We start from the raw sequence: 18,235 nt of genomic DNA on the forward strand, positions 1-18,235 counted from the left end.
CTTTCAGCTTTATAGTTCAGCTAAAAACTGACCATGCTTACCACAGGCTGAAAGCTCACGGCAACCGAATTCTTCATCTACAATTGACGCACAAATGTGCATCCACCCATTAACACCAAAAAAGTGTAATTTCCACCCATGATCCGTAAAGATAATTACACCCTGCCCGGCGCTAAGGGCCGCCCTATGCTGATTGATGTAACATATAACGATGCGCTAAAAAACGCGCCGGTAGTGATCTTCGCGCATGGCTTTAAAGGGTTTAAGGACTGGGGCACGCATAACCTGGTGGCCGATCATTTCGCCCGTAATGGTTTCCGGTACCTCAAATTCAACTTTTCGCATAACGGTACCACGCCCGATCATCCCACAGACTTTGCCGATCTAATCGCCTTTAGCGACAATACCTTTTCCATCGAACTGGAAGACCTGGATACCATTATTGATTTTGCCTGCAGCGGCGCGGGCATGGCAGCTGCCGAGGGCGTATTTTTAATAGGCCACAGCATGGGTGGAGGCATCAGCATCATTAAATCAGCCGAAGATAGTCGCATCAAAAAACTGGTTACCTTGGCTTCTATATCCGGGTTCCGTAATCTGTGGCCGCAGCAAAGCGAAGCGCAATGGTATCTGCAGGGTATCATTTATATGCATAACTCCCGAACCGGGCAACAAATGCCACTCAAATCAACCCTGCTGGATGACCTCGACAAACATCCCTTACGACTGAATATCCAGGCCAAAGCCGCCGAAGTAAAACAACCCTGGTTGCTGGTACACGGTGATATTGACCCAACAGTACCACTGGAGCATGCCCGGGAACTGCACACCGCCCAACCCAACACCCAATTGATGATCATCAAAGGCGGCGACCATGTTTTGGGGGCATCGCATCCTTATACCGAGGATACACTGCCCGCTGCTTTACAAGAATATTGCGACGCGGTGATAATATTTCTGCGGGGTTGACCCACCCCGCCTGCGCTTCGCGTGGCACCCCTCTCTGCTTCGCAAAGAGGGGAAGACAAGGAGCTCTTCTCTCAACACGTCATTGAGGCACGAAGCCATTCGTTTTGTACAGTTTAGAGATTGCTTCGTGCCTCGCAATGACGTACTTTTGTAAAATCCCCTCTTTCCGCCGAAGGTGAAGAGAGGATGATCGAGCGAAGCGATGACCAATAATAGATTTTTCACTACGTTCAAGAGATAGTTCTTCACTGCGTTCAGAATGATAAACCTCTTTCATACAAAAATATCTTCTTTTCCCCGTCAGGAGAACAGCTTCGGGTGAAAGTGGGCAGAACAATGGTGGTCTGTGCGGCTGCAGGGGCATAGCAAGTTTTGTAGAAGCACGGGACTTTGCGTGAACGAAGTTGGGCAAATAATTGCAGCCCGTGGTTCTGTCGGCTTTGCGGGGTAAAGGCCATGTGCGGCAAAGAAGCATTTCTGCTGACAGCCTTTTTGGTTACTTTTGTGGCGACAAAAGTGACTGGCCCTCCCGCGGCCAAGAGCGGGTATACGCCATCCCCAAGCGTCATTCCACCGTCAATAAACACCCCAGGAAAAAACTTACCGTAACTTTATACACTTAACCCTATCTTAAACCGAAATACTATTTAACTAATATGAGTTTAGAAGGATCACGAAAAGAAGGAAAAAAATACCTTAACGCTATACCAACCGATGAGGCCGGCTTTGATAAAATGCTCCCCATACTGCGGCAATACCTCAACAACAAGGCCGAGAATATTCCAAAGAAAACATTAGGTCCTTTTAAAACCGACATTACCATTTACCAAAATCAGCCGGCCACTGGCTTGCGCGTTACCTGGATAGGCCATACCAGTATATTGATCGAAATTGACGGCAAACGCATCCTCACCGATCCGGTTTGGAGCGAACGTGTTTCCTTTTCAAAATATATCGGACCTAAACGCTTTTTTCAGTCCCCGCTTTCATTGAGTGAGCTACCCCCGCTGGATGCTATTATTATATCGCATGATCATTATGACCATTTGGATAAGGATACTATCAAATTTTTCGCGGGATCAGCCATTCCTTTCTATTGCTCCGTAGGCGTAGGACAGTACCTGCGTAAATGGGGCATTGCCGAAAATAAAATTACCGAAATGGATTGGGGGAATAGTGTGGTAATCGGTAACGATCTGGTGGTAACAGCCACGCCGGCCAGGCATTTTTCGGGTCGGGGTATTACCGGGCGTAATGAAACCTTGTGGTCATCCTTCGTGATCAGGGGCCCCAAACACAATATTTATTTTGGTGCCGACTCGGGCTGGTCGCCCAGTTTTGCGGAGATCGGCGAAGCTTTTGGTCCGTTTGATCTGATTATATTGGAGATCGGCGCTTACGGCAAATACTGGCCCGATATACATATGGGCCCCGATCATGCCTCCAACGCGCACCTGGCCCTCAAAGGCAAGCTGATGATGCCCGTACACTACGGCACTTTTAGTCTGGCCCCGCACGCCTGGTACGAACCTATTGAATGGCTAACCGATCTGGCAAAAGATAAAAACATCAACCTGTTTGTCCCCAAACCCGGCGAACCAACCGAAGTAAAAGGTGAGTATACCTCCAACTGGTGGAAACCGTATTTGTCATACAGCTCATAGTCGATAAATCATAGTAAAAGGGGGTACATATTTCAGCCGTTAAGTATAAGTGTCCCATAAGCACATGACGAATTCTTCATAATTTTTTGTATATTTATATACGCAACAGCCCGGGATTCTTTAACCAGAAAACCGGGCTGTTTTGTTAAAGGGAAAAAGGGGACCAAAAACCGATCGTTGGTATGTACCATTTTAACTGTCAATTTATTAATACTTTTTAAACTTTTCAAAACCAGTTAAAAATTTGTTAAAAAGTGTTAAAATAGCATTAAAGCTCTATTAAAACGAACAATAACTAAGGCTTTTTACCTTGTTTTCGACTAAAAAAGTGTTAAAATTTGAGGTTTAAAAAGTTTTTCCATCCAACAAAGTAACTTCGGGCGTTTGCGATAATCAAATAAGTAAACGCTTCTCAAAAAAACCCGACTAATGGCTCAAACCTACATACTGGTAATTGAAGGCAAACCGCAAGGCCCTTTTAGCATAGACCAGCTAAAAAGCCTCAAAGTAAAACCTACCGACTTTATAAAAACTCCCGAAATGGATGATTATAAAGAAGCACAGGAAATTGCCGAACTACGCGCGCTTTTCGGCTTTGCCAAGCCTTCACTGCTCATGCAGTATTATGGTAGTTTTGATCAGCGCCTGCTGGCCTCAGCGCTGGATTGGTTTATACTTTTCGGGGTGTTTGTGATCATCGCTTTTATCGTGGTACTGCTGTTTATACAGGATAAAGAAACGCGGATCATTGTATCCTTCAGCATTTTAGGCGTTATCCCTCTGGCTAAAGTGGTCTATCATGTAGTGATGGAAAGTTCGGTTAAACAGGCCACTTACGGCAAACAAATGCTCAGGATCAAGGTGGTTGATATGAATGGTGACCGTATCAGTACAGGCACGGCTATTAGTCGTAATTTGCTCAAACTGATTTCCGCATTGCCGTTTTGTTTAGGTTACGTGATCGCCTTCTTCAATAAAAAACAGCAATGCCTGCATGATATGCTGGCTAATACCCTGGTGATCAAGGAAAGGCTGTTTTGAGAAAGCTAGTTCTCCATTCACTATAAGTAGTCAACCATAGAAATTTAAATAGCTATTCGACTATATTCATTAAATTTGCATCTTATTTAATTCATCCACTGCATGAATACTGATGCCGTTAAATTGCTTCAAGGCCGTTATTGTAATTCACTGACCGATTATTCGCGTTTTGTTACCCGCGAGGTGAATATCGGCGATGTGCCCATGGGCAGCAATAATCCTATCCGGATCCAAAGCATGACCACTACCGATACCATGGATACTATGAGTACTGTAGAGCAATCCATCCGTATGGTTGATGCCGGCTGCGAATATGTGCGCATCACCGCGCCCAGCATCAAAGAGGCCCAAAACCTGGCCGAGATCAAGAAACAGCTTCGCCAGCGCGGCTATAACGTTCCGCTGGTGGCCGATATACACTTTACCCCCAATGCTGCTGAAGTGGCCGCACGCATAGTTGAAAAAGTAAGGGTAAACCCTGGCAATTACGCCGATAAAAAGAAATTTGACCAGATAGATTACACCGACCAGGAATACCAGGGCGAACTGGAACGCATCTATAAAAAATTCGCTCCTTTGGTTAACATCTGTAAAGAATATGGTACCGCCATGCGCATAGGCACCAATCACGGCTCCCTGAGCGACCGTATCATGAGCCGTTATGGCGATACCCCACAGGGCATGGTAGAATCGGCGATGGAATTTATGCGAATGTGCGAAACCCTGAACTATTATAACCTGGTGATCTCCATGAAATCGAGCAATCCGCAGGTGATGGTGCAGGCTTACCGCTTACTGGTAGATACCATGGTGGCCGAGGGCATGAATTACCCATTGCACCTGGGTGTAACCGAAGCCGGTGATGGTGAGGATGGTCGCATCAAATCGGCAGTAGGCATCGGTACTTTGTTAGAAGACGGCCTGGGTGATACCGTACGTGTTTCCCTTACCGAAGAACCAGAAGCAGAGGCTCCTGTAGCTATTGAACTGGTGAAACGCTACGCTTTAAGGGAAAAGGCAAAAGGCGAAAGGCGAAAGGCAGAAGACAATAATAATGCGGACGAAAAAAAACCTTCACCTTTAACCTTTCATTTTTCGCCTCAACAGCACTCCCCTTACGAGTACAAAAAACGCCATACTTATGAAGCCAACGCTTTTATTGGCGGGCATATGGTGCCAAGGATAGTGGTTGATCTGTCGGCAAAAAACCTGAAAGATCCGGCTGTTTTGAAGGATGCGGGATACCTGTATTCGCCATTGTTGGATAAATACAACATGGCCGAACAATCCGTCGATTTTGTTTACCTGGCCGATGAATTGCCATCGTTTGTATTTCCAAGCAATGTAAAACAATTATATAGCTATAACACCTGGCAAAAACTGGCTGATAAAACCAATTGCCACCCGGTGTTTTCCTTAGCTGAATACATTGCACCGGGTACCGACCGTTCGTCCAAATTAAACCTGGTCAGGATAGTACCTGCCGATATTGAGTCGGACGAGTTTGGCTCCCTGCCTTTTGATAATTCGCTGGTGTTTGTACTGGAAACAACGGCGCTGCATGGCATGGCTGATCAGCGTAGTTTCTTCTTTAAACTGGAAGAGCTTGGGTTGGAGATACCCGTGATCATAAAAAGGAGTTATGAATTTGAAAATCAAAAGTCAAAAGTCAAAAATCAAAATGACTCTCCGACTAACGACTTAGAATTTAAGACTCAGAACTTACAACTATATGCCGCTACAGACCTGGGCGCCTTGCTGGTTGACGGCTTTGGCGATGGGATATGGATAGATGCGCCTGAATTACCGGCTAACGTTATTACATCAACTGCATTTGGTATTTTACAGGCAACCCGTTCCAGGATCTCCAAAACAGAGTACATATCATGCCCGAGCTGCGGTCGTACCCTGTTTGATCTAATGGTGACCACACAGATGATCCGTAGCCGTACAAGCCATCTTAAAGGCCTTAAAATTGGCATCATGGGCTGCATTGTGAATGGCCCGGGTGAAATGGCTGATGCGGATTATGGCTATGTAGGTTCAGGAACCGATAAAGTAACGCTTTACCGCGGCAAGGAAGCGGTAAAGAAAAACATCAGCTCGGCAAACGCACTTGATGAGCTCATCGGTATTATCAAGGAAGATGGTAACTGGGTAGAACAGGAAAATTAATTAGTGAATTACTGAGTTAGTGAATTATTGAATGGATAAGTATTTTGGGCAAAAGATCAGCATACTGGAAGAACTGCTACCTGAAAATAAATTTGTGCGCATTCACCGTTCGTTCATTGTTGGCCTGACTAAAATAGACTCTTTTTACTCTTACAGTATTGAAGTAGCGGGTCATGAATTATCTATAGGCCGTAATTACAAGCAGGATGTTCAAAAAAAGCTGAAAGCTGAGCGCTTACAAATCGACTAATATCTGCGGGTCATAATTTTGCTTTATATTTGATGCCACCATCCCCATATGAGTAATAAAGTAACTGTTTTTGATATTCCCTCAACGCTTAAACGCCACATTACATCGGCAAATATTGCTAAACCCGATTTTGGCATTGTAAATGAAAATTGGGGCCAGGATGATTTTGCAGTATTAAGCAACGAAAAAGGGGTACGGTATGGTTTACCTGTTAAAACAGATTATTATTCGGTTATTTTATGTCTCAGCGGCAACTATAAAAAAACAGTTGGTCATTTTGTTTTTGAAGTTTACCCCAACTCCATTCACCTGGTATCACCGGCATATATTACTTCTTTTGAGGACGCTTCAGACGATCTGCGATTATACCAGGTGTTGTTTAAAAAGGACTTTTTAACCCATAACTTTCTGAAAGAAAACATCCTGGACAACCTGCTGGAGGTAAACCCCGACTACCCCCCTATTTATGGCCTGTCCAAAAAAGGAGTAGCATCCTTAAAGGCTTTGTATGAAAAGATCAGTGACGAATGCAGGGAGCAAGGGGCTTTCCATTTACAGATCCTGCGGTTGCTTTTAACCGATCTACTCTATGAAATGAACCGTGCCTGCGAAAGTTGTTTATTGAATTCAACCCGTCATTTGAGTAAACAGTATCAACTGGTATATAAATTCAAAAAGCTGGTGGAGGAAAGATTCCTGGATATGAAAACTGTACAGGAATATGCCGACGGACTCTTTATATCGGCCAAGTATTTAACCGAAATAGTAAAGAACGAAACGGGTCAAAATGCGCTGCACGTAATCCATAACCGGCAGTTCCTGGAGGCGCAGTACCTGCTATCATCATCAGGCCTTAGCATAAAAGAAATTGCCGAGCGGCTTAACTTTGATAACAGCTCACATTTCAGTCGTTTTTTTAAACGGTTTGCGGGGTATAATCCTTCGGAGTTTAAGCAGGTTCAATAAAACCGTTCGATTTTTCGATCCAAAACACCTTTCATGACCCTTGCCTGACGGTAAAACATCTCTACCGGAAAAATTGGTTCTTAAAACCGATTTATTGAGATTGATACGCCTCACTATCCACAGTACCTTTGTTATGTTAATAAGAAACAAAGGTCATGAAAAAACAAAACTTAAACTTACTAAAAGGCAGGTTGCTACAGCTCTACTGGGAAACCTATCAAATTTTAACCGTCATTTACAGATAATCTTTTATCGCTGTAAATTCTATCATATATCAAAACGTATTGATTAAGGAAACATTCATTCTTAATCAATACAAGAAATCAACAGCCGTTTAAGGCTTCTCTATATATTGACACATAAAAACAGGCAGACTCTTTTTAAAGTCTGCCTGTTTTGTTTTACCATTCGTTATCAGCCGGATCAGTTCACCGGGATAAATTCAGCAAACGTATTTGCGGTTTCGCTTAGGCTATTCAGGTTTACATAATCGCAAACTTCGGCATACTCGGCACACATTTTATGAACGGCTTTATTCTGTTGGGCCTGGTTAATGGCTTCGGCACTTAACCAGTCAAAAACTTCAATAATGGTTCCATCAGCAGCTTCCTTGATAACAGGTTACCGATCCGTTACCAATCCTTCCTGTTTAAGGCGGCGTACATGGGTTTTGGTGAGTTGTTTTAAAGCATCTGTTTTTCCCGGTTTTGGTTTATAAGCCACACTAACTATTCGCCCCATAATTGTCATATTTTACAGCAATTTACAATTTTTAAAACCCACATCATATTCTGTGGTTAGCTTTATAAATATCAAAACATAAATTAACCTAACCATGGCGAAAAACGTTGCAGATCAACTGGTAGAAATGCTGGCAAGCGCTGGTGTAAAAAGAATATATGCCGTTACCGGCGATAGCCTTAACGAGGTAAATGACGCTGTAAGGCGGGCAGGTGATATACAATGGATACATGTACGTCATGAGGAAGTTGGCGCCTATGCTGCAGGAGCAGAAGCGCAGCTGAACGGCCTTGCATGTTGTGCGGGCAGCAGCGGCCCGGGACATGTTCATCTCATTAATGGTTTGTATGATGCACACCGTTCCGGCGCACCGGTTATAGCCATTGCTTCAACTATAGCTACTTTTGAATTTGGCACCGATTACTTCCAGGAAACTAATACCATAAAACTGTTTGATGATTGCAGCTATTATAACCAGGTAGCCGCTACTCCAAGGCAGTTGCCACGCATGCTGCAGGCGGGCATACAAAGTGCATTACATCAGAAAGGGGTGGCTGTAATTGGTTTGCCGGGCGATATTACCAGTATGGATGCTGTGGAGATAAATACAGCAACACAAAACTTTAATACTGTTCCTGTGATCAGGCCTTCAGATACGGATTTGCAAAAATTATTCGCTTTGATCAATCATCACCAAAAGATCACTATTTTTTGCGGCATAGGTGCAGGCGAAGCGCATAAGGAAGTAGTAGCCCTGTCTCAAAAACTTCATGCTACGGTAGCTTACTCTTTCCGGGCTAAAATGGATATTCAGTATGATAATCCTAACGAAGTGGGCATGACGGGGCTTTTAGGCCTGCCATCGGCCTATCATAGCATGCATGAAAGTGATCTGCTGATATTATTAGGTACCGATTTTCCGTACACTCCATTTATGCCTACGGATTGCAAAATTGTACAGATAGATATCAAACCTGAACGTATTGGTCGCCGCGCTAAAGTGGATGTAGGGTTATGCGGCGACGTTAAAGATACGTTAACAGCGCTATTGCCATTGATCGGTCAAAAACAGGATGATAGCTTTTTAAAGGCACAGCTTAAAGTATATGCCGATGTAAAAGAAAAGATGCAAACTTATGTAAACGACAGTGGTGAGCAGGATAAGATACATCCCGAATTTGTAGCCAGTGTACTGGATAAAACAGCTGCTGATGATGCTATATTTACCGTAGATACCGGTATGTCATGCGTATGGGGTTCCCGTTACATCAATGCTACAGGCAAGCGCAAAATGATAGGTTCTTTTAACCATGGTTCAATGGCTAATGCCATGCCGCAGGCCATTGGCGCTGCTCTGGCCCGTCCCGGCCAGCAGGTAATCGCACTTTGTGGCGATGGTGGGTTGTCAATGTTGTTAGGTGATCTGGCTACCATTGTCCAATATAAATTACCTGTTAAGATCATCGTTTTTAACAACCGTTCCCTGGGTATGGTGAAGTTGGAAATGGAAGTTGCCGGTTTGCCCGATTGGCAAACAGATATGTACAATCCAGATTTCGCTTTAGTAGCGCAGGCTATGGGCATTAAGGGTATTAATGTCAAATACCCGCAAGATGTTCAGGAGGCAATTACTGAAGCACTGGCTTTTGACGGCCCGGCCTTAGTAAATATATTTACCGATCCGAACGCGCTGGCAATGCCGCCTAAAATTGAGTTTGAACAAGTGAAAGGCATGGCGGTTTCGATGACCAAACTGATGCTCAACGGCCATATGGATGAAGTTCTGGATACTGTAAAATCAAACTATAAACACTTGAAGGATTTGTTATAAGTCTAAAACAAATCCATAAACCATGTCATTGCGAGGAGGAACGACGAAGCAATCGCGTAGCTATTCTCATCAGTGAGAACGCGAGGAGATTGCTTCGTGCCTCGCAATGACATAACAGGGATAAAAGCAAAGGGCCCGGCTAACCGGACCCTTTGCTTTTATTTCTTCCAAACGTTATTGTCAGGATTATAATCGGGCAGTACTTTATCAGGATCATAAGTAACTGACTCAATTTCTTCGGTTGATGGATATTTGAATGTCCATGAAGCAAAACGCTCCCAAATTTCAACCGGCAGTTTAATACGATCAGTTTTACCGCTTTTGGTTTTTACCTCCAGAATAACCGGCATAGCCATTTTACCCAGGTTATCTATGGTAATCATAGCTCCTTTTGAGGCATCACCATCCACATATTTCACATCGCTAACCGCTACATCCAGGCGCCAGTCGTTCAGGAACCAGCCTCTCCAGAACCATTGCAAGCTCTCGCCTGATGCATTCTCGATAGTGCGGAAAAAGTCGTCAGGTGTTGGGTGTTTAAATGCCCACCTGTTAATGTAGGTTTTAAAAGCAAAATCAAAACGTTCGGGGCCTAATATCTGTTCACGTAATAAAACCAAACCGGCACTCGGTTTTGCATACAGTAATGTACCTGTATTTCTTTCTTTCAGGTTGGCCGGCTGGCTCATTATGGGTTCCAGTTCTGGTTTAGTGAAAAACTCGCCGGTGCGGTGCATATCTATCTGGCGGGTATTTTTATACTCACCGTTGTTAAAATTGGCAGTTGAAAGGGTATTGATAAAAGTGTTAAAACCTTCATCCATCCAGCCATACATACGCTCGTTTGAACCTACGATCATCGGGAACCAGGTGTGGCCAAACTCATGATCATTTACACCCCAAAGCGCGTTTTTCTTTGCCCTGTATCCGCAGAAAACAATACCCGGATACTCCATACCCCCTACAATACCGGCAACAGCTGTTGCAGCAGGGTAAGGATATTCAAACCATTTGGCAGAGTTATATTCAATTGATTTTTTTACATATTCTGTTGAGCGCCCCCAGGCATCATTGCCGTCACTTTCAACCGGATAGGCCGAAATAGCTACTGATTTTTTACCGCTTGGCAAATCCATTTTGGCGGCATCAATAATAAACGCGGCCGATGAAGCCCATGAAGCATCACGCGCGTTCTTTATTTTGAAATGCCAGGTTAGTTCTGTTTTACCTGCCGGGCGTGATTTAGGGTCTTTAACCTCATCGGCAGTACGGATCATTACTGTTTTTTCGCTTTGAGCAGCTTCGGCCCAGCGTTTTTGTTGTTCGGGTGTATAAACCTCCTGCGGATTTTGGAGTTCGCCGGATGCTACTACGATGTGATTTGCAGGAGCAGTGATGCTCAGGTCAAAATCACCATATTCCAGGTAAAATTCACCCGGACCTGTGTATGGCAGGGTATTCCATCCCATTACATCGTCATATACGCACATACGCGGATACCATTGGGCAATAGTATAAATCCTACCATTTTTGGTATCCTGGTAACCCATACGATCCGATCCATAATTTGGCGGAATAAATGAGTATTCTATTTTAAGTTTAACTTGCCCGCCATTGGCTGTTACCTCCTTAGGCAAAAAAACCTGCATGCGGGTATCACTGATCAAAAATTTCGCTTCGGCAAATTCACCCTTACCCAAAGCGTATTTTACAGATTTTATTTTGTAGCCCGCATCAAACACCTCACCACGCCCCCAGTTACGGCTGCCGGCAGGCGGCACGATAGCTGTTCCACGTGAATCTAATTTAAACAGGTTTTGGTCAAGCTGCATCCATAAAAAGTCCAGGCTTTGCGGACTATTATTGGTATAAGTTAAAACTTCCGAACCGGTGATCTCATTGGTTTGATCATTCAGTTTTGCAGCCAATTGATAATCGGCCCGGTTTTGCCAGTATTTAGGTCCTGGTTCGCCGCTTGCGGCACGGTATTCTGTACCATTTTTGGTATAAAAGCCAGGCCCAAAAGTCTCATGATAATTGTAATCAGAAGCAGGCGCATTAGTTGAAGCGGCCTGCTGAGCATCACTTACACTAACCGCCAGCATAAAGGCCATGCTGAAACCGACCATCAGTTTTAAATTCATTTCAATATTTTTTGTATGTATACAGCAAGTATACTACAAAAAAACGTTTTTGAACGTCCGGGTAAAACGATTGTTACCAGAATATTAATATTGATTTAATGAAATATTGAATTACTGATTAAATAAACAGAAAGCCTATAAATCAGGTAGATATACAAGATTTACAGACATTAATTGAAGAATATGAAGATATCCTGCCCTTACTTGTTTAAAAAGTGCGATTGGTAAACTTTTTCATCAAAACCAAAAAACAAAAAGTCGCCATCTTCAATAACCGGCCTTTTAATCATGCTGGTTTTTTGCTGCAATAGTGTAAGCGCATCAGTGTTGGTTTTTACACTTTCTTTTACCTCAGGATCAAGTTGTTTCCAGGTAAGGCCTTGCTTATTCAGGAACTTTTCGTACCCGGCTTTGCTATCCCACTCCTGTAATTTCTCGGTGCTTACACCTAATTTCTTAAAATCCTGGAAATTATAATCTATCTTATTTTCCTTTAACCAGTCAAGCGCTTTCTTAACTGTATTGCAGTTAGTTATTCCGTAAACTTTCATCGGGCTAATTTATCCTTTTTGCACCGAAAATATGTCAGGTGTTTTTAATCAAATACGCAATCTTACTGACTGGCACCGCTACTTTTACCACCACCTTTGGTATCATCATTATTGATGCTGCGCTGATTCTTTTTAATATCGCTATTGAGCTTACCAAATTTATAATTAAGCCTGATAGCAAAATGACGGTATGGATTTTCCCGGCTGATGGTTTGAGAAAAATCTGGTGTATTGGTGGTATTGGTAAACGCCCTGTATTTGCTGTAAGGGTTATTCGCTACAAGTGTTACCGTAAATTTTTTCTTGAATAAGTCTTTGGCGACGCTATAAGAGTTGTAAATAAAATTACTTGATTTACCTTGCAAGGTTACGTCACCACTAAAGAAACCGGCATTATAGCCAAATCTGTAAGTATCACCTAGTTTATAGGTAAAGCTGGCAAATGCATTACCGATGTAGCCATCATTTTTGAAAAAATCGCTATTATAAATACCTTTTAGCCAAATATGTGAAATTTGCCCGTTTAAACTAACAGTCAAGGGCTTGATGATTGAAAAATTGGTATTGATATTGAAGCCCAGTGTGCGGTTACTACCCAGGTTTTGATAGGTGGTATAGGTTACCGTATCACGTAAACTGCTTATTGTTTGGATAGAGTTATTAGAGAACGCGTAGCTTAAACCCACTGTAACAGATGCCTTTTTAAAGTTGCTATAGGTGAGCTCAAAGGTGTTGTTAAGTTCGGGGCGCAGATCCGGGTTACCGGTGCTGATAAATTTGGGATTTGAATTATCAACGAAGGGGTTAAGTTGGTATATACCCGGGCGTTGTATACGCTGCGTAAAACCGAAATTAATACTGCTGCTATTCAAACTGCGCTGTATGGATATGGATGGTATCAGGTTGTTATATCCCCTATCGAGGGGTGTACCCGTAAAATCGGCACTTACTTTTGTGTGTTCAATGCGTAAACCGGCTTTTGCCGTCCACTTACTTAGTTTTAATTGATAGGAATTATAAAAACTGGTCACATCCTGATGATAGTCAAACGTACTGGTTTGCCCGGTGTTAACCACATACTCATTTGTAGTAGGATCAAGGTCTTCACGCCCGAAATCACTGAAGTTATTACGCAGGATGGCTTTAGCCCCTGCTTCGATATTTAGTTTTTTAAGCGGATATACATAATCAAGCTGAATGGTATGCTCCCGGTTACCCGCGTTATTACGCTGCCTGAAATCGGGATTGTTCACATCATCATAATTAAACCTGTCGGTAAATGCGTTTGAACTTGTTTGATCGCTTGGCGAATAGCTGTATTTATATGACAAGGTTAACAACTCGTCTTTATGGTTTTTAAAATTCCGCTGATAATTGATAGCGATATCGGCTCCCTTATCTTTACTGTTACTGGTAGTTGCATTTCGGTAAGCCTCATCAAGCGTCGCAACATTGTTTACCCGGTTTGATTGCAAGGAGCCATTTTGATCAAAATGCCCCTGAAAGATCTCAAATGAACCAGTGAGCAGGTCAAGGCTATCAATTTCATAACTTAATTCGGCATTGGCGTATTTGTATTTACCGCTAAAGGTATTTGTACCGTCCTGATTTAATATGCTTGATACTGATTTATTTAAAAATTGCGTCTGTGTGTTGTGCGTTGCGGCGGTTACTTCTTTCTGTGTACCAAAACCAGCATAACCGGAAAGACCAAATTTACCTTGTTTTACGGTAGCGTTCAGGTTATACCCCGGTCCCCAGACAGAATTATAGCGCATATTGACACTGCCGTTATAACCTTGATCGGCGTTTTTCTTGGTGATAATGTTGATGATACCCGTTAAACCTTCCGCATCATACTTGGCGGGTGGCGTAGTGATCACTTCTATTTTTTCGATATTGGTGGCCGGCATTGATTTCAATACATCAGATGGACTTTTAGCCATCAATGCCGATTCTTTTCCGTTGATCAGGATCTTATAGTTGCCGCTTCCTTTGAGCCTGATCTTATCATCCCCATCAACTGATAAAAGCGGTACTTTGCGCATCATATCCAATGCAGATACAGCCTTGCTTTCAGGATCAGCGGTTACGTCGTAAGTAAGGCGGTCAACCTCCTGTTTCAAGGTTGGTCTTACGGCTGTTACGGTAACTTCCTTTAATTCTTTACTGGAGGGAGCCAATAAAATTTTACCTGCATTAAATTCATTTCCGGTTAGTTTTACGGGCAAAATCTTGGTAGCATATCCAATAAAAGCAACAATCAGCTGGTAAGTTTTACCATCCGGGGCCTTTAATTCAAAACTTCCATCGTCTTTGGCAAGCGTACTTTTTACGGGTGTATGGGTAGTGGCATCCTGAAGTGCTACAGTAACATAACCTAAGGGTTTATTTAGTGTCGAGTCAATTACAGAACCCTTAACAGTTATGTTTGTTGGCGAATTTTGAGTCTGGGCAAAACAAATCGCCGAAAGATAACAGAAGAGCAGGGTCAGTAAAAATTGTTTCATAAGGATTTAGTGATAAGACGCCGTAAGTTATACAACTGTTGCATACAGCAAAAATTATTTAACAAATTTTAACTAAGCGATTAGTTTACGATTGAAACGGAGGGATGCATTATTTATTATACCGGGTCATAGTTAATTCGGTACCGATTGTAGCAAAGCTTTTGATCATTTCTATTGAGCGATCAATAAGCGCAGGAAGTTCCGGCTTTTCATCATCGTCAAAACCACTTAAAACATAATCAACCTGGCGGCCTTTGGGATAATTATCGCCTACTCCAAACCGGAGGCGGGCGTAGTTATTGTTGCCAAGCGTTGCTTCAATATGTTTTAAGCCATTATGACCAGCAGCGCTACCTTTGGGTTTTAACCTGAGGGTGCCCAAGGGAAGTGCAATATCGTCTACAAGCACCAATACATTTTCGATAGGTATTTTCAATTCCTTCATCCAGTGGTTCATCGCCTTGCCACTGAGGTTCATATAAGTTGTTGGCTTAATGAGATGCAATGTACGCCCCTTGAATGATACTTCGCTGTAATATGCCAGGCGCATGTGATAAAACTTTACACCCTCTTGTTTGGCTAATTCATCCAGTATCATAAACCCTATATTATGCCGGGTATCGGCATATTCAGGCCCTATATTTCCTAAACCGACTATAAGATATTTCATTTTGCGGAGCAAAGATAGGATTATGGACAAAAGATAAAGGACTTTAGGACAAAGGATTTTTTAGCAAAGGACCGGGACCTTGGTAAAAGAACGTTGATATAGAAGACTATTGCGAAATTGGATATTCAAAGGATGCTATCTGCTTTTGTAAGGCTTGAACTCTGGTAAGCAAGCTCTGGTAATCAACATTTATAGCTAATTCACATTGTTCAGCAATGATTAATTGAGTTTCCAGTTCAAATGCTGAGCCGAGGCTCATTGATAAGAAATGACTAAAATCCTTCTGTGACTTTCTTGAAGAGCCTTCAGCAATATTTGAAGGAATTGAAACAGCAGCACGATAAAGCTGACTTGATATTCCAAACCGGTGTTCCGCAGAGAACTTTTGTGTAAGTAAATAAGCATCTTTTGAAAATTCCACAGAATCAATCCAGATCCGAAGCTGTCTGAAATTATGTTTTAGCATATCTTAATTATTTCACTCTAAGATATTCTTTATCTTTTATCCTCTAATGTTTAAAAAAAGTCCTTTGTCTTTTCGTCCTTCATCTTTTGTCAAAAAAAAAGCGCCGGACACAAGTCCGGCGCTTTTTTTCAAATCAGATAAAGCTTACTTTTTACCTGAAGCAGCTTCCTGCTCTGCCTGACGTAATGCACGTGAAGTAGTTACAGATACAATAGTATCTTCCTGAGCATTGGTAATAGTAAGGTTTGGCAATTTAATTTCACCTACTTTTACTGATTTACCAACTTCAAGGGCTTCAATGCTTACTTCAATAGCATCTAAATGATCTTTAGGTAATGCTTTGATGCGCAGTTTCCTTAGTTTCTGAACTAATTTACCACCCACTTTAACACCTGGAGATGTACCGGTTAATTTAACAGGGATCTCGATAGTGATTGGCTTTTTCTCGTCAAGCAACAAAAAGTCAACGTGGATAATTTGTTCAGTTAAAGGGTGAAACTGAATATCTTTAATAATAGCTTGTGATTTAACACCAGCAATTTCAAGATCGATGAAATGAACAACCGGAGTATAAACAACGGCTCTCAAATCAGCTGCGGACACTGCAAAGTGGGATTGTGTTGGCCCACCGTAAAGTACTGCAGGCACTAAGCCTTGATAACGCAGTTCTTTAGCGTCTCTTTTCCCTACGTTCTCTCTTGGAGAACCGCTAATAGCAATTGATTTCATTATTTGTATTTATTTATTTGTTAAGTTCATGGTTCATAGATCATTGTTCATGGTATCTAATCCGCACAAATATTTTTATTCTATTCAAAATCCATGTTTCCGGCTACAAGCCATCAACCATGAACTATAAGCATTCTATTTAATCTACCTTGAACAACTGGCTGATAGAACCGTGCTCGTTTACATTGCTGATAGCTTTTGCAAACAGTTCGGCAGTAGATAATACCTTTAGTTTAGGGCTTGTATGTTTTAACGGTATAGTATCCGTAACTATCAGTTCGGTTAAAGCCGAATTTTCGATAGTTTCATAAGCCTTGCCCGATAATACCGGATGTGTACAAACCGCGCGTACACTGCGTGCCCCACGCTCCATAATTAAACCTGCCGCTTTAGCCAATGTACCGGCTGTGTCGCATATATCATCAATCAGCACAATATCCTGATCGGTTACATCGCCAATAAGCGTCATGGACTCGATCTCATTAGCACGTTTACGGCGTTTATCGCAAATTACCACTTCTGCATTAAAGAACTTGGCAAAACTACGTGCCCGGTATGAGCCGCCCATATCCGGCGATGCAATGGTTAAGTTTTCTAAACCCAGGCTTTTGATATAAGGTACAAAAATGATAGAAGCATCCAGGTGATCAACCGGTATATCGAAAAAGCCCTGTATCTGCGCAGCGTGCAGATCCATGGTCATGATACGGTTAATGCCTGCAGCAACTAACAAATTAGCTACCAGCTTAGCGCTGATGGCTACACGTGGCTTATCTTTCCTGTCCTGACGGGCCAATCCAAAATACGGAATAACGGCGCTTACATAATGTGATGAAGCACGGCGTGCAGCATCAATCATCATGAGCAATTCCATCAGGTTATCCGTAGGCTGGTTGGTACTCTGGATCAGGAATACATCGCATCCCCTTACAGATTCGTTAAAATGTGGTTGAAACTCCCCGTCACTAAAGCGTGAAAGCACCACGTCACCCAATTCGCGGCCATAAGCATCAGCAATTTTTTGCGCAAGCTCTTTAGAACCTGATCCTGCAAATAACTTAACCGGATTAAATTGTAATGGCATCTTCTTATTTTGGATTTGGGATTTCCGATTTCGGATTTTTCTTAATCCTTAATCTAAATCACTTTACACATACAGCCCGTATAAAAAACAATTCGGATTTCAATTTTCTATCAGACCTAAATCCGAAATTGAAAATCAGAAATCCGAAATCTTTCTTGTTGCCCGACCAGGATTCGAACCTAGACAAACGGTACCAAAAACCGTCGTACTACCATTATACTATCAGGCAATCTCCTTTGGTTTGTTTTACTCCCCGAAAAGGAATGCAAATATAAGACGATTTTTTAACTCTCAAAAAGAATTTGAAAAAAGTATTTTTGATTGCGTTTTAAGGCGAAAAACGAGCCTAAAAAGTGTTAATCCGGCATTTTTGGTTTTAACATCATAATACTTTTACTAATTTCGGGCTGCATTCAACCTTTTTTCGCATTGTAAAATTCAGAC

14 protein-coding genes and 1 tRNA gene are annotated in these 18,235 nt (G+C 42.4%); 7 read left to right on the forward strand and 8 right to left on the reverse strand.

Features of this window, described 5'->3' with window-relative positions; genetic code table 11:
• Nucleotides 1-138 precede the first annotated feature (138 nt).
• The 7 genes from AB6735_RS01005 to AB6735_RS01035 all read left to right on the forward strand — a co-directional run bounded on the left by AB6735_RS01005 (nucleotide 139) and on the right by AB6735_RS01035 (nucleotide 9,637).
• The gene (locus tag AB6735_RS01005) at nucleotides 139-969 is read left to right on the forward strand and encodes an alpha/beta hydrolase family protein (RefSeq protein WP_370993947.1); all 831 of its coding nucleotides are present in this window, start codon (nucleotides 139-141) and stop codon (nucleotides 967-969) included.
• Nucleotides 970-1,625: 656 nt separating this feature from the next.
• A complete protein-coding gene (locus tag AB6735_RS01010; RefSeq protein ID WP_370993948.1) occupies nucleotides 1,626-2,633 on the forward strand; it encodes an MBL fold metallo-hydrolase in 1,008 nt (335 codons plus the stop codon).
• Nucleotides 2,634-3,062: 429 nt separating this feature from the next.
• Complete coding sequence (locus AB6735_RS01015) at nucleotides 3,063-3,674, forward strand: RDD family protein (RefSeq protein WP_370993950.1); 612 nt, start codon at nucleotides 3,063-3,065, stop codon at nucleotides 3,672-3,674.
• Nucleotides 3,675-3,776: 102 nt separating this feature from the next.
• Nucleotides 3,777-5,849 (forward strand): (E)-4-hydroxy-3-methylbut-2-enyl-diphosphate synthase, encoded by a 2,073-nt coding sequence (gene ispG, locus AB6735_RS01020; protein WP_370993951.1) that lies wholly within the window; start codon nucleotides 3,777-3,779, stop codon nucleotides 5,847-5,849.
• 31 nt (nucleotides 5,850-5,880) lie between these two features.
• Nucleotides 5,881-6,099 carry a LytTR family transcriptional regulator DNA-binding domain-containing protein gene (locus tag AB6735_RS01025; RefSeq protein WP_370993952.1) on the forward strand — a complete coding sequence of 73 codons (219 nt, stop codon included), beginning with the start codon at nucleotides 5,881-5,883 and terminating at the stop codon, nucleotides 6,097-6,099.
• Nucleotides 6,100-6,147: 48 nt separating this feature from the next.
• Nucleotides 6,148-7,065, forward strand: a complete 918-nt coding sequence (locus AB6735_RS01030) for a helix-turn-helix domain-containing protein (RefSeq protein ID WP_370993953.1) — start codon at nucleotides 6,148-6,150, stop codon at nucleotides 7,063-7,065.
• A gap of 835 nt (nucleotides 7,066-7,900) precedes the next feature.
• Complete coding sequence (locus tag AB6735_RS01035; RefSeq protein WP_370993954.1) at nucleotides 7,901-9,637, forward strand: thiamine pyrophosphate-dependent enzyme; 1,737 nt, start codon at nucleotides 7,901-7,903, stop codon at nucleotides 9,635-9,637.
• A 158-nt stretch (nucleotides 9,638-9,795) separates the two neighbouring features.
• On the opposite strand, the gene AB6735_RS01040 is transcribed toward AB6735_RS01035, so the two are convergent.
• The 8 genes from AB6735_RS01040 to AB6735_RS01075 form a co-directional block, all read right to left on the reverse strand.
• Entirely contained in the window at nucleotides 9,796-11,781 is a 1,986-nt protein-coding gene (locus AB6735_RS01040) for a M1 family metallopeptidase (RefSeq protein WP_370993955.1), read from the reverse strand.
• A gap of 200 nt (nucleotides 11,782-11,981) precedes the next feature.
• Nucleotides 11,982-12,332: a Spx/MgsR family RNA polymerase-binding regulatory protein gene (locus AB6735_RS01045; RefSeq protein ID WP_370993956.1), complete on the reverse strand. Its 351-nt coding sequence runs from the start codon at nucleotides 12,330-12,332 to the stop codon at nucleotides 11,982-11,984.
• Between the two features lie 62 nt (nucleotides 12,333-12,394).
• Nucleotides 12,395-14,842 (reverse strand): outer membrane beta-barrel protein, encoded by a 2,448-nt coding sequence (locus AB6735_RS01050; RefSeq protein WP_370993957.1) that lies wholly within the window; start codon nucleotides 14,840-14,842, stop codon nucleotides 12,395-12,397.
• Between the two features lie 109 nt (nucleotides 14,843-14,951).
• Complete coding sequence (gene pth / locus AB6735_RS01055) at nucleotides 14,952-15,512, reverse strand: aminoacyl-tRNA hydrolase (RefSeq protein WP_370993958.1); 561 nt, start codon at nucleotides 15,510-15,512, stop codon at nucleotides 14,952-14,954.
• 106 nt (nucleotides 15,513-15,618) lie between these two features.
• Nucleotides 15,619-15,978, reverse strand: coding sequence for a four helix bundle protein (locus tag AB6735_RS01060; protein WP_370993959.1), 360 nt, complete (start codon nucleotides 15,976-15,978; stop codon nucleotides 15,619-15,621).
• Between the two features lie 144 nt (nucleotides 15,979-16,122).
• Nucleotides 16,123-16,707: a 50S ribosomal protein L25/general stress protein Ctc gene (locus tag AB6735_RS01065; protein WP_166090502.1), complete on the reverse strand. Its 585-nt coding sequence runs from the start codon at nucleotides 16,705-16,707 to the stop codon at nucleotides 16,123-16,125.
• Nucleotides 16,708-16,846: 139 nt separating this feature from the next.
• Nucleotides 16,847-17,791, reverse strand: a complete 945-nt coding sequence (locus AB6735_RS01070) for a ribose-phosphate pyrophosphokinase (RefSeq protein ID WP_370993960.1) — start codon at nucleotides 17,789-17,791, stop codon at nucleotides 16,847-16,849.
• Nucleotides 17,792-17,949: 158 nt separating this feature from the next.
• Nucleotides 17,950-18,020 (reverse strand) — tRNA-Gln (locus tag AB6735_RS01075).
• Nucleotides 18,021-18,235 lie beyond the last annotated feature (215 nt).

It is taken from the genome of Mucilaginibacter sp. RCC_168, assembly GCF_041355315.1.
GTDB lineage: Bacteria > Bacteroidota > Bacteroidia > Sphingobacteriales > Sphingobacteriaceae > Mucilaginibacter.